The 17125-nt window shown below is 31.7% G+C and carries 14 protein-coding genes; all 14 read left to right on the forward strand.

Annotated elements, in window-relative coordinates; all coding sequences use genetic code 11:
- Positions 1-8: 8 nt before the first annotated feature.
- The 14 genes from ASC44_RS17230 to ASC44_RS17295 all read left to right on the forward strand — a co-directional run bounded on the left by ASC44_RS17230 (position 9) and on the right by ASC44_RS17295 (position 16754).
- On the forward strand, positions 9-3461 hold the full coding sequence (locus ASC44_RS17230; RefSeq protein WP_055448856.1) for a pyruvate carboxylase: 3453 nt from the start codon (positions 9-11) through the stop codon (positions 3459-3461).
- Between the two features lie 183 nt (positions 3462-3644).
- Positions 3645-4109, forward strand: a complete 465-nt coding sequence (locus tag ASC44_RS17235) for a hypothetical protein (protein ID WP_055448857.1) — start codon at positions 3645-3647, stop codon at positions 4107-4109.
- A 31-nt stretch (positions 4110-4140) separates the two neighbouring features.
- Positions 4141-4608: a hypothetical protein gene (locus ASC44_RS17240; RefSeq protein WP_055448858.1), complete on the forward strand. Its 468-nt coding sequence runs from the start codon at positions 4141-4143 to the stop codon at positions 4606-4608.
- Positions 4609-4770: 162 nt separating this feature from the next.
- The gene (locus ASC44_RS17245) at positions 4771-5373 is read left to right on the forward strand and encodes a TetR/AcrR family transcriptional regulator (RefSeq protein WP_055448859.1); all 603 of its coding nucleotides are present in this window, start codon (positions 4771-4773) and stop codon (positions 5371-5373) included.
- A 56-nt stretch (positions 5374-5429) separates the two neighbouring features.
- Positions 5430-6236 carry a haloacid dehalogenase type II gene (locus ASC44_RS17250; RefSeq protein WP_055448860.1) on the forward strand — a complete coding sequence of 269 codons (807 nt, stop codon included), beginning with the start codon at positions 5430-5432 and terminating at the stop codon, positions 6234-6236.
- Positions 6237-6273: 37 nt separating this feature from the next.
- Positions 6274-7011, forward strand: coding sequence for an SDR family oxidoreductase (locus ASC44_RS17255; protein ID WP_055448861.1), 738 nt, complete (start codon positions 6274-6276; stop codon positions 7009-7011).
- Between the two features lie 250 nt (positions 7012-7261).
- A complete protein-coding gene (locus tag ASC44_RS17260) occupies positions 7262-8365 on the forward strand; it encodes a DUF3800 domain-containing protein (RefSeq protein WP_152973367.1) in 1104 nt (367 codons plus the stop codon).
- Positions 8366-8782: 417 nt separating this feature from the next.
- On the forward strand, positions 8783-10228 hold the full coding sequence (locus tag ASC44_RS17265; RefSeq protein ID WP_055448863.1) for a RimK family protein: 1446 nt from the start codon (positions 8783-8785) through the stop codon (positions 10226-10228).
- A gap of 2 nt (positions 10229-10230) precedes the next feature.
- On the forward strand, positions 10231-11457 hold the full coding sequence (locus tag ASC44_RS17270) for a glutamate-cysteine ligase family protein (RefSeq protein WP_055448864.1): 1227 nt from the start codon (positions 10231-10233) through the stop codon (positions 11455-11457).
- On the forward strand, positions 11454-12134 hold the full coding sequence (locus ASC44_RS17275) for an N-formylglutamate amidohydrolase (RefSeq protein ID WP_055448865.1): 681 nt from the start codon (positions 11454-11456) through the stop codon (positions 12132-12134). The genes ASC44_RS17270 and ASC44_RS17275 overlap by 4 nt, the downstream gene beginning before the upstream one ends.
- A 123-nt stretch (positions 12135-12257) precedes the next feature.
- Entirely contained in the window at positions 12258-14462 is a 2205-nt protein-coding gene (locus ASC44_RS17280) for a tetratricopeptide repeat-containing hybrid sensor histidine kinase/response regulator (RefSeq protein WP_055448866.1), read from the forward strand.
- Positions 14463-14689: 227 nt separating this feature from the next.
- Positions 14690-15121, forward strand: coding sequence for a hypothetical protein (locus ASC44_RS17285; RefSeq protein WP_055448867.1), 432 nt, complete (start codon positions 14690-14692; stop codon positions 15119-15121).
- Positions 15122-15453: 332 nt separating this feature from the next.
- Positions 15454-15951, forward strand: a complete 498-nt coding sequence (locus tag ASC44_RS17290) for a hypothetical protein (protein WP_055448868.1) — start codon at positions 15454-15456, stop codon at positions 15949-15951.
- Positions 15952-16370: 419 nt separating this feature from the next.
- Positions 16371-16754, forward strand: coding sequence for a hypothetical protein (locus ASC44_RS17295; RefSeq protein ID WP_055448869.1), 384 nt, complete (start codon positions 16371-16373; stop codon positions 16752-16754).
- The last annotated feature ends 371 nt before the right edge of the window (positions 16755-17125 follow it).

The following is a 17125-nucleotide window of genomic DNA, read 5'->3' on the forward strand; positions in this document are numbered from 1 at the left end:
AACTACTAATGAAAATTAAAAAGGTTCTTGTTGCCAACAGAGGAGAAATTGCTATTCGCGTTTTACGTGCGTGTACAGAGTTAAATATAACTACTGTTGCTATTTATACTTACGAAGACCGTTATTCTCAACACAGAAATAAAGCCGATGAATCTTACCAAATTGGAGAAGACAATCAGCCTTTAAAACCCTATTTAGACATTGCTCAAATTATAGATTTGGCAAAAGCTAAAAACGTAGATGCCATACATCCTGGTTATGGTTTTCTATCCGAAAACTCTGAGTTTGCAAGACAATGTGCTGCAAACGGTATTATTTTTATAGGCCCAGAACCCGAAGTTATGGATGCTTTAGGCGATAAAATTACAGCTAAAAAAGTAGCCGTAAAATGTAACGTTCCTATTATAGAAAGTAACAAGAAAAAATTAACCTCACTTAAAGTCGCTTTATCTCAAGCGGCAACTATTGGCTATCCATTAATGCTAAAAGCCGCCTCTGGTGGTGGTGGTCGTGGTATGCGAATTATTAGAAAAGATGAGGATTTAGAATTCAATTTCGATTCTGCAAGAAACGAAGCCTTAAATGCCTTTGGAGACGACACCATGTTTTTAGAAAAATATGTAGAAAATCCAAAACATATAGAAGTACAAATTGTAGCAGATAATCATGGTAATATTCGTCATTTACACGAGCGCGATTGCTCTGTACAACGTCGTCACCAAAAAGTAGTAGAAATTGCACCATCGCATAATGTAAGCGATTCTGTAAAACAAGATTTATACAAATACGCCGTTGCCATTGCAAAAGAGGTAAACTACAATAATATTGGTACCGTAGAATTTTTAGTAGATGGAGACGATAATATCTACTTTATAGAAGTTAATCCAAGAATACAAGTAGAACATACCGTCACCGAAATGGTAACAGGAATAGATTTAGTAAAAACACAAATTTTTGTTGCTGGTAATTACGCATTAGACAGTCAGCAAATAAAAATATACGGTCAAGATACTATTGCAACCTATGGGTTTGCACTACAGTGTCGCTTAACAACCGAAGATCCTTCAAATAACTTCACGCCAGATTATGGTAACGTAACCACGTATAGAAGCGCCTCCGGAATGGGCATTCGTTTAGATGCTGGAAGCATTTATCAAGGCTACCAAGTGAGCCCGTTTTTCGATTCTATGCTAGTAAAAGTATCTTCTCATGGTAGAACTTTAGATGGCGCAACACGTAAAATGGTGCGTGCTCTAAAGGAGTTTAGAATTAGAGGTGTAAAAACCAATATTCATTTTTTACAAAATGTCATTCAGCATCCAACATTTAAAGATGGTAAGGTCACTGTTAATTTTATTCAGAATACTCCTGCCCTATTTAAAATTAAACTTCCGCAAGATAGAACCTCTAAAGTGGTTAATTTTTTAGCTGAAGTCACCGTTAACGGAAATTCGGACGTAAAAAACATTGAAGACAATAAAGTCTTTAGAAACCCTAAAGTTCCAAAGTTCAGTTTATCTGAAGCCTATCCAAAAGGCACAAAAGATATGCTAACAGAATTAGGTCCAGAAAAATTCTGTGCTTGGTTAAAAGACGAGAAAAAAATTCATTTTACAGATACTACAATGCGCGATGCGCACCAATCGTTATTAGCAACCAGAATGCGTTCTTTCGATATGCTTAAGGTAGCCGAAAGCTTCGCGAAAAACCATCCAAACACCTTTAGTATGGAAGTTTGGGGAGGTGCAACTTTCGATGTTTGCTTACGTTTCCTGCACGAAAGTCCCTGGACACGTTTAAGAGAATTGCGTAAAGCAGTACCAAATATATTATTCCAAATGTTATTGCGTGGCTCTAACGGTGTTGGTTACAAAGCGTACCCAGATAATTTAATCGAGAAATTTGTAGAAAAATCTTGGGAGAATGGTGTCGATATTTTCAGAATTTTCGATTCCCTAAACTGGGTAAAAGCCATGGAGCCAAGCATTAGTTATGTACGCAATAAAACTGGCGGAATTGCAGAAGCAGCATTAAGTTACACTGGCGATATTTTAGACGTAAACGAAACAAAATACAATCTAAAATATTACACACAACTGGCTAAAGATTTAGAAAACGCAGGTGCACATATGATTGCTATTAAAGACATGGCAGGATTATTAAAACCGTATGCAGCAACAGAATTAGTTGCAGCATTAAAAGATACTGTAAAGGTGCCAATACACTTACACACACACGACACCTCTTCATTACAAACAGCAACGTATTTAAAAGCTATTGAAGCCGGTGTAGATGTTGTAGACGTAGCATTAAGTGGTTTATCTGGTTTAACCTCGCAACCTAATTTTAATGCGGTTGTAGAAATGATGAAAGGCCAACCAAGAGCAAACGATTTCGATATGCCTAAACTAAATCAGTTTTCTAATTTTTGGGAAGATACACGCGAACTGTATTATCCGTTCGAGTCTGGTTTAAAAGCAGGAACTGCTGAGGTTTTCGAACACGAAATTCCTGGCGGACAATATAGTAATTTGCGTCCGCAAGCCACTGCTTTAGGTTTAGCAGATAGATTTGATGAGGTTAAAAAAATGTATGCCGCAGTTAATAAACTCTTTGGTAATTTGGTAAAAGTAACACCAAGCTCGAAAGTGGTTGGAGACATGGCCATTTTTATGGTTACTAATAATTTAACGACAGAAGATGTTATGGAGCGTGGCGAAGAAATTTCGTTTCCAGATTCTGTAATTAGTTTCTTTGTTGGAGATTTAGGTCAACCATCTGGTGGTTTCCCAAAAAAGCTTCAGAAAATAATTCTAAAAAACAGAAAACCATACACAAACAGACCAAACGCACATTTAGAACCTATAGATTTTGATGAAGAGTTTAAAGCTTTCAAAAAGAAATTCCAAAAAGGCTTTACTCGTGCTATCGAAATGGAAGATTTCTTATCGTACACCTTATACCCAAAAGTATTTGAGCAAGCGCACGAAAACTATAAAACCTATGGTAATTTAGCTTTAGTACCAACAAAAAACTTTTTCTATGGCATGAAACTTCGCGAGGAGATTTTAATAGAATTAGAACCTGGAAAAACCGTTATTATTAAATTACTATCTATTGGTATTCCTAATGAAGAAGGTATGAGAACCGTCTTTTTTAAAGTTAATGGCGAAAATCGTTTTGTTGAAATTTTAGACAAATCTCTAAACATTAAAATTGAAACCAATACCAAAATAGATCCGGCAGACACTAACCAAATTGGAGCACCTTTACAAGGTTCGCTTTATAAAGTATTGGTTAAAAAAGGACAGGAAGTAAAAGAAAACGATCCGCTTTTTATTATCGAAGCCATGAAAATGGAAACAACGGTAACTGCCTTTAAATCTGGAACAGTAAAATCGGTGAGCCTAAAAGAAGGTAATATGGTAAAACAGGACGATTTAATTGTGACTATAGAGTAGTATTTTTTTAATTAAGAATAGAACTGCAAAACAAGACTGTCATTCAGAACGAAGCAAAGAATCTCTAAATAACAAACACTAAAAACCGCCTAAATCAGGTGGTTTTTTGTTTTTATAAACAATACTAAAAACCTTATAACAAGTATAATATAAATTTCTTACATTTATAAAAACTAACCAAACATGAAAAAACTAGCCATCCTCCTATTCTTTATCACAGCAAGTGTTGTGGCACAGAAAAAAGAAAAAATAGACAGAGACCAACTCTATAGCTATTCCGAAAACTTAGAATTTACTATCTACAAAATTGGCAGAACACGCATGACCGATAGAGGAAACGTGAGTTATATTGCTGAAAAAGGAAAACGGTTTATCTCAATGATGTTTCAGTTTAAAAATAACAGTAGCGAAAAACAAATTATAGATTTCGCAAACATACAATTAGTCGATAAAGACCAAAATCTAATTAAAATAGATATGGTTGTAAAAGCTTTAAAACTAACCTCAAAATTAAACCGTTACGAGCAGAGTTTAAAAGGAAACAAAAAGCGAATTTTTGCCGTAGAGTTTGAAATCCCCATAGATAAAAAAGAAAAAATAAGTGCTCTAAAAGTAAAAGATAAAATTATTGAACTCGTTTATAAATAAGCGTTTATCGCTTTCGCGGAAATAAAAAATAATGACAAAACTTAATTTTAAATTTATTTTTCAGAACGCATTCGATTCCTTCAAGGCTTTCGAAACGATTCCGATTGAAATAAGCGGAATTTTAATAGAAGGACACTCTAAAACTATTTGGCAGACTTTAAATCATTTAATAAAATGGAGAGAATTTCAAATATTAAAAATTGCAGATATTGAGAAAAAATCTGATTTTATAGAATCTGAATCTTGGATTACCGAATTAGAACCAAATAATCCCAATGATTGGAAAAAAAAGATAAGCATATTTAAAAGTCAGTCAGAACAAATTGAAAATCAAATTAAAAATCTTGATTTATCAGATTTGAGATTAGAGGAAAAACTCAAGTTGATTCAAGATTCAAGCACGCATTTATCATTTCATTTAGGAGAAATAATACTAATTGCAAGACAGAAGAACAAATATCCTCAACCGAACGAAATGAACGAATTTCTGGCTGAATAAAAACCGCTTACAACACTGCATATAAAAAATAGCACAAGTTATTGCTAAGACTAAAGTTTGCGCTTTTTCAGAAAACCCACAAAACCTTTCAACCCAAAACCCAATATAAACAATTAACAAAACATAAACATACCAACTGGTATTTTTTATTAAATTTGTAGCATGCAACAAGAATTAAAATCGGAAATTACTAAACAGCTAATTATTGATAAGGCCTTTAATTTATTTTATCAGAATGGTTTTAAAACAACCAGTATCGATAAAATAATGAAAGAAACCACATTAAGCAAAGGTGCATTCTATCACCATTACAAAAGCAAGAAAGAGCTAGGTTTAGAGGTTATTAGTTTAAAGGTTGAAAAAAGAGTTGTTAAAGGCATGATTGCGCCTTTAAAGGAACCCGGAAACGCCTACCAGATTATTAAAGATGTTTTTACAAATAGATTAAAAGAATTTTCTACAAACGAAAAACAACAAGGTTGCCCAATGAACAACCTAATTAATGAAATCGGAAATAACGAACGCGCTTATCAAAACGCTCTAAAAAATATTATAGAGCTCTGGAAAACCGCTTTAGTACAAATACTAGAAAGAGGTAAACAAGAACATTCAATAAAAGAAGGCGTCTCAAGCCAAGCGGTTGCCACCTATTTAATAAGTGCTTTCGAAGGCATTAGAGGCATCAGAAAATTATATACTAACGACACTGTTTTAGACGAGTATATTTCTGGCCTTACTTTTTACTTAAATCAAATAAAGAAATAATTTTTTTTTAACCCAAAAACATACCTATTAGTATGTTTGTTTAAATACACACTACAATGAAAAATAACAGAAGAGATTTTATTAAAAAATCGACCTTATTAGGATTAGGACTTGCCACTACCTCTCAATTTGCAAATGCGGCAACGGCAGTCAATGCTTCAGATGACACTATTGGAATTAACAAAACAAGACCTAAAGTGTTATTTTTCGATGTAAACGAAACACTTTTAGACCTAACAGCCATGAAAGATAGCGTTGGTAAAGTACTTGGTAATAGAAGCGATTTACTACCACTTTGGTTTACAACCATGCTACAATACTCTCTAGTATCTACAGTTGGTAGGCAGTATAACGATTTTGGAATTATTGGCGCAGCCGCTTTACAAATGGTAGCAGCAAACCATAACATTAAAATAACCGAAACCGAAGCTAGAGAAGCTATCCTTACGCCTATTCGCTCTTTACCGGCACATCCAGAAGTAAAAGCATCGTTACAGCGATTAAAAGATGCTGGTTATAAATTGGTTTCATTTACAAACTCGTCTAATAAAGGTGTGGAAACGCAATTTACAAACGCTGGATTATTGGAGTATTTTGACGAAAGATTAAGTATTGAAGACATGGGCAAGTTTAAACCAGATCAAGATGCATACGCATGGGCTTCTAGAAAAATGGGTATTCAACCTAACGAGTGCTTATTAGTAGCAGCACACGGTTGGGATATTGCAGGTGCCATTTGGGCCAACTGGAGAACGGCGTTTATTAGCAGACCTGGAGCACAATTATATCCGCTTGCACCTAATCCAGAAATTAATGCGTCCGATTTAAAATTAGTTACAGATATTTTAGTATCGTATAAATAAAAGTCCAATTTTTATAAATTAAAACAAACGCAGAATCATGAAAAAAGTAGACAACAAAGTTATTATTGTTACAGGTTCTTCTAAAGGCATTGGAAAAGAAGTAGCTATACTATTAGCTAAAAACGGAGCTAAAGTTATAGTAAACCACTCTAACAGCCAGAAAGAAGCAGATGCGACTGTAAACACAATTATAGAAAATGGTGGCAAAGCAATTGCCGTAAAAGCAGATGTTAGCGATAGAGAGCAAGTGACCCAACTATTCGATAAAGCCATACAAGAATTTGGTAAAATTGATGTTTTAGTTAATAATGCTGGAACAATGATTTCTAAACAACTAAAAGACAATACACAAGACGATTTCACAAAGCAATTTAATGTTAATGTAAGAGGCATTTTTAATACGTTACAAGAAGCAGATAGTAAGCTAGCAGATAATGGTATTATTATAAACTTCTCCTCTAGTACTACTAAATTAATGTTACCAACTTATGCGCTATATTCTGCAACAAAGGCAGCTGTAGAGCAAATAACAAGAGTGTTTTCTAAAGAAATAGGACGCGGCATATCGGTTAACGCCATTGCACCTGGAGCTACAGAAACAGAATTGTTTTTAACCGGAAAATCTCAAGAACAAATAGATAAGTTAAGTAGCATGAATGCTTTTAATAGATTAGCAAAACCTATAGACATTGCAAAAGTGGTCTTGTTTTTAGCTAGTGACGATTCTAAATGGATTTCTGGTCAAGTTATAGGCGCCAACGGTGCTTTGGTTTAAATAACGCTTTCGCGGAAATACAAAACCACCTTTTTAGGTGGTTTTTTTATGCTTTTATTTTACGATTACGGAAAACCGTAAAATAGATTGGTTTACTTGTTTTAACTTGACTTTTGTTAGAGAAAAATACGTAGTTCTACGTATAGATTTTCTAGCTTAAAACGATTAACTTCGGTGAACTTTTGATGAAAAATTAAAATGATTTTTTATTAGAGGAACATTGTACACAATTAAAACAAAAATTATCGCCATGGAAAAAGAAGATGAAAAAAATAATGAGGAAATAGAATCTTCTGATAGAAATATTGATGAAAAAATCGAAAAAGAAAAGAGTGAATTACTCAATAAGGTTTTGAGCGGAAATCTCGAAACTAAACGAGATAAAGTTGGTTTTATTCTTAATAACAACACATCAGCCAGAAACTCAGACATTGAGTTAGCTTGGAGTTATTGGAATACATTTGAAGACCACCTATTTAATGGGAATTCTATTACAAAAGAAGTACTGAAACAATTAACTAGTATTAATTCTTTGACTCGTTCTAGAGCTAGAATTCAAAACGAATACAAACTATTTCAAGCTAATCATGCTGTAAAAAAGCATAGAGGTGTATTAGCTAACGAAATGAAAAACTTAGCCGTTGAAGAAAAACCTGAAGGATTAGAAACGTATTCTGTATATATAGATGAGACAGGTAAAACTCAAAACTATTTATCTGTAGGTAGTTTATGGGTTGTAGATGGTTTTAAAGCATACCAAGCATACAATGAAATCAAAAAATGGAAAGATCAAAACAATATTAAATATGAATTTCATTTTTCACAATTAAGTAAAAATAAATTAGAAAAATACAAAGAATTCTTTTTGACTTTTTTAAAACTAAATCCGACGGTCGGTTTTAAGGTTATAATACTAAATAAGAAAGGAATAACTAATATAAACTCTGCAGTAACTGACTTAACATTCCATATAATTCACAAAGGTATTAACCATGAACATAGTACAGGTAGAGCTCCTTTACCTAGATTATTACAAGTATGGATTGATAATGAAGAAAAAGGAAGTGATCAACTCAAAATAGAAAATTTAAAAGAAAGAATAACAGGTCAATCTATATCTAACCTGTATCTTGGTGATTTTCAAGCTGTAGATTCCAAAGAAAATTTTGGTATTCAGATTGTAGATATTTTTATAGCATCAATTAATAGAAAAATACATAATCCTGAAAGTAGCGGAAACCATAAGGATGAATTAGCAAATTATGTTTTAGAACTTCTTAAGTTTGACTTTAAAAGTATTAATCTTGAAAATAACAAGACAGATAAGTCAACTGTATTTAACTTGAATTATTAATAGACCTGTCTATAACAAAATGTATAAAGCATAGCTAATAAGTGTTTAACCGAAAAACTCGTGTTTATTTGCGAAAATCGCCAAATTTTTAATTTGGCTTAAAAACTGAAAAGTTAAAAGTTAAAACAAAATATAAAAAATTGGCTCTGTGCTAAACCCGAAATATAGTATATTTTTAAACGCTACGTTTCATGTATAGACCGCTCAACGTACAAACCAATATTACATTTCTTAACTCCCACAATTCTCTTAAAGCTTAACGACTTCTTGATATCGAATTAAAAAAGACTATAACCAACAAATTATTCCTATCAGTTAATATAAAAAACAACCCAAAAATAATTTTTAAAGCAATGTAAAACCAATTAAAAAATAATATACATTTACTTAAAATTATAATAGCGTTATGCGCTCTAAATGAACAAATACATTGTTGTAAATCAACCTGAAAAATGGAATTTTTCAATTGATAATATTACAGTAATTTCTCCTCAAGATTATCTTACAAATCCTAAGTATTCCCTATTAAAGAATGCGCGAATTTTCAATTTGTGTAAGGATTACTCGTACCAATCTAAAGGGTATTACGTGTCGCTTTTGGCAGAAGCTAGAGGCCATTTACCAATACCAACTACTAAAAACATTGTAGATTTAAAAACATTAAAACTGGTTAGAATAGTTTCCGATGAGTTTGACGATGTTATTCAGCAAAGCTTAAAAAATATAAAGTCGCAAGATTTTACTTTAAGCATCTATTTTGGGCAAAACGTAGCGCAAAAATACAAGACCCTAAGCGCCATGTTTTACAAGCATTTTCAAGTGCCTTTTTTACGTGTAAATTTTAACCATACTACAAAGTGGAACATACAGAGTATTAAAGCGGTTTCGGAAGCCGAAATTCCTGTAGAACACATACCAAGTGTTCATGAATTTGCAAACCAGTATTTTGCAAAAAAACGTTACGATACTGCTAAGGTTGCTAATTACGATTTCGATTTAGCAATATTGGTTAACCCAAACGATCCTGCGCCACCAAGCAATACAAAGGCTTTAAAAAAGTTTATAGAAACAGCAGAGAAAATGAATATCTATGCCGAAATTATAGAACCTAAAGACTTATCGCGCTTATCGTCTTTTGATGCTTTATTTTTAAGACAAAGCACAGAAGTAAACAACGAAGCTTACATGTTTGCCAGAAAAGCACAACAAGAAGGCATTGCTATTATAGATTATCCAGATGCTATTTTAAAATGCTGCAATAAAGTGTATATGGCAGAAGCCTTAAACAATGCTAATATTAACACACCAAAAACAGTAATTGTACACAGTAATAATAGACATGCTGTTTTAGAGCAAACAGGATTACCTTGTGTTTTAAAAGCACCAGATTCTACTTTTTCGTTTGGCGTAAAAAAAGCCAAAACTGTTGAGGAGTACGATGTTTTGGTAACCGAAATGCTAAAGGAATCTGATCTCATTATTGCACAAGAGTTTTGTCCATCGGATTACGATTGGCGTATTGGCATTATTGACAACAAGCCTTTTTTTGCTTGTAAATATTACATGGCAAAAGGCCATTGGCAAATTTACAACTGGAAAGCAACCAACAAAAACGAACAAGATGGAGATGCAGATTGTTTACCTATTGAAGACGTACCAAAAAACGTTATCGATATGGCTTTGAAATCGGCTAAATTAATGGGATTAGGTCTTTATGGCATTGACATTAAAGTGGTAGATAATAAATTAATGGTCATAGAAATTAACGACAACCCAAATATTGATTTTGGTGTAGAAGACGCGTATTATGGCGATTTAGTTTACACTGAAATACTTTCAGCATTAAAAAAACGCTTAGCATAATTATGAAAAAACCTTATCACTTATTCGATGTTTATGGCATTGAATTAGAATACATGCTTGTTAATAAAAAAACGTTTAAAGTCGCTCCACAAGTAGACGAACTCCTAACAAAAAAAGCTGGCAAACTAAAAGCAGACTTAGAGAATGGCGATATTGCATGGAGTAACGAATTGGTTGCACATGTAATCGAATTAAAAACCAATGGTCCTAAAAAAAGCACAGACGACTTGGCTGCAAAATTTCATGCCAATATTTTAGAGATTGATACACTTTTAAAACCATTAAATTTGCAACTTTTAGGTTCTGCTTCGCATCCATTAATGAATCCTGATGCAGACACGCAACTTTGGAAACACAGTTATAGCGAAGTCTATGCGCTTTACAATACTATTTTTAATTGCAAAGGCCATGGCTGGAGCAATGTACAAAGCACACATATAAATTTACCGTTTTATAATGATAAGGAATTCGAAAAACTGCATGCAGCCATTCGTATTATTCTACCATTATTACCAGGGCTTTCTGCGAGTTCTCCAATTTTAGAAGGAAAAATTACAGGCTTTAAAGACACACGATTAGAGTTTTATAAAACAAATCAAAAAGAGATTCCGGAATTAACAGGACTTGTAATTCCAGAACGTGTGTTTTCGAAATTAGATTACCATGCTACTATTTTCGAGCCTATAAAAAAGGCCATTACACCTTACGATAAAGACAAGATATTAGATCAGCATTTTTTGAACTCTCGTGGTGCTATTGCGCGTTTCGATCGTAATGCTATAGAAATTAGATTAGTAGATATTCAAGAATCTCCTAAAGCAGACATTGCCATTTGTGCATTAATTATTGAAGTTTTAAAGGCTTTGGTTAAAAAAGAGTTTTGTTCTTTAAAAGAACAAAAAAGTTGGACTAAAGAAGATTTGTTTCTAATTTTAAATGATGCCATAAAACACGCAGAATATTCTAAAATTGAAAATGAAGCTTATTTAAAATTATTTGGCCTTAAAGCTCCTGCAACTATACATGATGTTTGGAATCATTTGTACCAAACGGTTAAACCTAAATTACATGCTTCGCATTATGAGGCTATCGAACTTATTTTAGATGAAGGTACTTTGGCAACGCGCATACTAAAAGCAGTTGGCGATGACACTTCTAAAAAACATATTATTACTGTGTATCGCGAGCTTCAAGCGTGTTTAATAACAAACACAATGTTTAAACCGTGACACTTATTTTAACCTGCGAACATGGTGGAAATGCTATTCCTAAAATTTATAAAAAATATTTCGAAAATAAAGCTGTTTTAAAAACACATCGTGGTTACGATTTGGGCGCATTAGATGTCTTTAAAAATTTAGAACCGCTATCTCATGCTTCATATTTTAGCACAACCAGTCGTTTGTTAATTGAATTAAATCGCTCGTTACATCATAATCAGTTATTTTCAGAATTCATTAAAAATAGATCTAAAACCGAGAAAGCTAAAATTATTGAAACGTATTATGTACCGTATCGTTCTTCCGTAGAAAAAAAAATTAAAAGTGTAATTGGTACTGGTCATACTGTGCTTCATTTATCCATTCATAGTTTTACACCTGAGCTAGACCATATAACCAGAAATTGTGATATTGGTTTATTATTCGATTCTACAAAAAAAGCAGAACAACAGTATTGTAAACGCCTAAAAACAGCACTTTTAAAACAAGATTCTAAATTAAACATTCGTTATAACTATCCTTATTTAGGAAAAGCTGATGGATTTACTACCGCCTTAAGAAAGCAGTTCTCAACGCATTATTTGGGTATTGAAATTGAAATAAATCAGAAATTTGTTTCAAAAAACAGTACAGATTTAAGCATAAAGGCAATGCTTTACAAAGCCATCCAAGGCTTGCAACTTTAAAAATTTTTAAAGCGTACAAACAGTCTTTATCTAAGTAAAAAATGCAATCATCAAAAAAAATATAAGAATTTAACTACTTATTATATTTTAACTAAATTTGCGTAATTGAACAATAGTTACCCAATGACTATCAATAACCTACAAAAGACCAACGAAGTCCACGTACTTCTAAGCAACGCCTATTCTGGGCGTACATCTAATCTGCTCGAAAGTATCGTGCTTGCAAAAAAGGCACTTTCAATAAGTAAATTTTTAGAGAACAAATCTTTAATTGGAAAAAGCTTAAACCAGCTTTCTCTGTATTATATGATTAATAGCGACTTTAAAAAATCTAAGATACATTCTCAAGAAGCAATTATCTACTTTAAAGCTATAGGAGATGAACGAGGTGTAGCAGACGCAAAGTACACTATTGGTAGTATTAATTATAAAACCGATAATTATCACCAAGGTTTAATTCACTTAAAAGAATCGCTTAGGCTATACAAGAAATTTGCTGATTTCGAAAGTCAGTCTAAGGTAGAAAAAGCTATTGGAGCTATCTACGAGTATATTGGTGACCAAGAAAATGCATTTTCATCGTATAAATGCGCTGTAAGAAATGCTAGGAAGGTCAAAAATCTTAATTTAGAATCTAATGCATTCAATAATCTATCAGGTTTATTATTAAAAAAACAGAAACCTAGTATTGCAATGAAAATGATAGCGTACGCTATTAAATTAAAAAAGCAAACAGGAGATACTCGAGGACTTGCTTTTGCTATTTATGGGCGCGGAAAAATTTATCTTAAATTAGGTGAATTTAAAAATGCTGAAATCGATTTTTTAGACGCTATAGACATACATAATAAGTTTGTTGAAATTATAGGAGCTTGCATGAGTTATAATAAACTAGGCCAAGTTTATTATGAAGCTAAACAACTCAAGAAGGCAAAAAAAGCAGTAAAAGAAGGCTTAAAACTATCCCATTCTTATAATATTTTAATGTCTACAATAAAAGGATACCTATTAATGTATCGTATTTATAAAGGTCAAGACAATATACCTAAAGCATTTAAATACATAGAATTATACCTTGAAAAGAAAGAGGCTGTAATGGACAAGCAAACACAACAAGTTATGGAAAACTATAACTTAATTAATAAAATGAATGTGTTAGAAAGTGATGCTTTGCTGCAAAAAGAAAGACAAAAAATTATAAACAAAAAAAATCAAGATAAATTAAAAGCTGTAAAAGTAAAGCAAGAATTCTTATCTGTAATGAGCCATGAGATTAGAACACCTTTAAATGCCATTACAACTATAGTTTCTATACTTGACGATCAATTACAAGGCGAAAACAAATCGTTAATAAACAGTCTACAATTCGCATCAGATAATCTTATTAATATTGTTAATAATGTTCTCGATTATACTAAGCTCGATTCTAAAAAAGAATCGTTAGAATTACAAAGTACGAACCTGTTTAATCTTTCTACTAAAATTCTAAATTTGCATCTTAATATCGCAAAAACAAAAAACTTAAAATTAGCTTTAGATAATAACATTCCAAATAACAGAAATTACCTTTTAGACCAAACTAAACTCTCTCAAATACTTAATAACCTTATTGCAAATGCCATAAAGTTTACAGATAAAGGTGAGGTAAACTTTAACTTAAAACTAATAAAAGAAGATCCCGAATTCGATACCATAAAAATTAGCATAAAGGATACAGGCGAAGGCATTACCGCTTTAGATGTAAAAAAAATATTTTTAAGTTTTTCGCAAATTAGACCTGTAATGACACGTAAGCAAGGTGGAACCGGATTAGGTTTAGCTATTGTTAAAAAACTTATCGAGCTACATGATAGTAAAATTCAAGTAAAGAGTAAAATCCAAGAAGGCTCTGAGTTTTATTTTACGCTTAAACTTAAAAAATCGTCTGGCACTTTAATAGAAGCCAAACCAGTTTACCTTCAACTAACAAACAAAACAGTGTTATTGGCAGAAGATACAATCATGAATGCCATACTTATTAAAAAAGTCCTTTCTAAATGGGGAGTTACAACAGAGCACGTAGTAAATGGCAAGCTTGCAGTAGAAGCCTCTAAAAAGAAAAAGTACGATTATATTTTAATGGATTTACACATGCCTGAATTAAATGGTATAGATGCTACGCGATTAATTAGAAAACCAAATAACTTAAACACAGCAACTCCTATTTTTGCAATAACCGCAGATGTGATGACGTGTCAAAACAGTGAAACTAATCAGCTGTTTAATAAAGTCCTTTGGAAGCCTATTGAAATCCAGAAACTGTATGCTGCTCTCGCAGAAAAAACATAACCTTCTAATGGAAATAATTAGAACATAAAATTATTAAAACAAACAAAATCTATTTTTCGCTTCCGCGGAAAGACGAAACCACCTTTATATTAGGTGGTTTTTTATACTTTTATTTTACCTTTACCCATAACTACTAAATAGATTTTAACAAAAAATCTACATTCGCACTTTAATAATAAACACACTATTATTTTTTTAACCACAAACTAAATATTAAACATCAATTTATGAAAAAAACTACTTTATTAATTATGGCAATTACCATTTCTTCTTCATTTTTACTTTCCAGCTGTGGAGTCATGTTTGGAGGTAGTAAATACAATGCCGAAATAGAAGTACAAAATCATCCTAATGCAGAAATATATGCCAATGGTGAAAAAATTGGAACTGGAGAAGCCACTAGTGCTTTTAAAAGAAATCAACCATTAAAAATTGAAGTAAAACAAGAGAATTGCGAATCTAAAACTGAAAATTTCGAAAACAAATTTAGAACAGGAAATTTTATCCTGAGTGCTTTCTCTTTTGGACTAGTTGGTATTGCTGTAGATTTAGGTACTGGAGCATCCTACAAACCTGACCATAAAAATGATTCTAATATTGAAAAATTATCTGATAAGAATTATAAATTCACAATCGACTACTCCGAATGTAAGCAATAGTATCAATCATTACCATTCACTTTTACAAAATATTAAACCACCATTTATGGTGGTTTTTTTATACCTAAATTTTTGCCTTAACGGATAACCATAAAATGTAATAATTAAGTTATTTCACATTAGCAAATCAATGCTTTTTACTTAGTTTACTGCATTTGACTTTGTTAAAAAAAATAGTCGAACTTCGTTTAACGTAGGACACAAAATACATGTACTGAAATTGATTCAGTATTTAAACGGTTTCATATTAACTACATTGTATTATACTGTATTCCATTGCTCTACAATACTAAAAATGAATGATTAACGAGATTTATAAATAACAAAGCTAAATGATTCAAGCCAAACATTGTGATCTATGTGATTACCCTAAAAGGAGTCTAAAAAACGGATTAACTTGTGGTTTGACTAACAAAAAACCTGATTTCAAAGTTGCTTGTTCTGAAATAAAATTCAGTAATTCATTTAAAGAATATCTACTTGAATTATTGAATGAAATTGAACAAGTAAAAAAGAATAAAACATATGTGTATGTTAATTTCACTATACTCGGAATAATTGGTTTAATAATAATATTAGGAAATTATTCGCGCTTAAAAGAAAATTTTGAAATGGAATTTAACCATTCAAGTTGGATATATTTTACAGGAACATTATTACTCTATGTAGTTGGATTTCTATTGATAGCAATGGCTTTCCTAAAGCTAATTCAATATAGAAAAACATTAAACAAACTGAGATCGAACAAAAGAGAAATAGATTTGATTCTTAAAAACTATAACAACGATATTGAAACACTATTAAATAGTAAAAACACAAGTTCCAATTAAAAGCATTCCGGTAATCCGCAACTAAACTATTGCTCAGAATAAAATAGCTTCTTAAAGCTAAAACTTTTATCGCTTTCGCGGAAAGACGAAACCACCTTTTCATGTCTTTAATTTCACGTTTACGGAAAACCGTAAAATTTAATAATTAAGTTAATTTACATTAGCCAAACAATACTTTTTACTTAGTTTACTACACTTGACTTTGTCAAAAAAACAGTCAAACTTCGTTTAACATATGATATAAAACACTTGTACTGAAATTGATTCAGTATTGAAACGATTTTATATAAACGAAACATTGGCAACAAGGCTGACTCACTCTAATGGTTTAAAATGTATGAAAAACAGAAGACAAAAATTATTACGAATAAATAGCCCTCAAAATTATTTTTAATAGATTAGTAGAATATAAATCAATTATGAAAACAACAAAAATTATATGCATCATGTTTTTTGCATTAATAATAAATTCTTGCAACAATGATGATGATAATGGAAACAGTGATTCATTCTGTGTAATAGAAAGAACTTTAAATGAAAGTATAACAGAGAAAACAGCTCAACTAATTTACTTAGATTCAAAAAACAAGTATGCTTTAAAGTTTTATCCCAATTCCTCTTCAATTGATGAAGTTACATTTTGTGTGCTTTGTAATAAACCTGAGGGAGTAGCAGTTGATGATGCTGTGAAATTTACTGGCGAATTATTTTTTTTTAATTCTAATGAAAACTTTAATCCTCCAATTGGTGGGCTAAACTATTATTTTACAAAAATTGAACAAATTCAAAAACTAACCTTTTAATTATGAAAAAAAAATATATTTTTATTACTTGCGTTTTTATTAACGCATAGTATTTCAGCACAAATATTATACGATAATGGAGCAATAGATGACTCAAATAACAACTTTACATTAGATGGTAGAAGTTGGGATCATAAAAAAACGTATGCCAACAAAGTATATAATTAATGGCTGGTTTTAGCTTGCTTACGAAAATCCTCGCGGATTTTATTTGCTAAATTAGGTGCTTAAATATGCAACTAACCATACACAAACACATTAAACGAACCCTTCCAAAAACCAAAACATTTACAATACTCTTAACACTTCACTCCTACTTTATTAAAAAAAAGATAATTAAATTGTAGCCTACAAATACCACAATTAATTAT

Origin of the sequence: Lacinutrix mariniflava (assembly GCF_001418015.1) — a bacterium.
Classification (GTDB): Bacteria; Bacteroidota; Bacteroidia; order Flavobacteriales; family Flavobacteriaceae; genus Lacinutrix; species Lacinutrix mariniflava.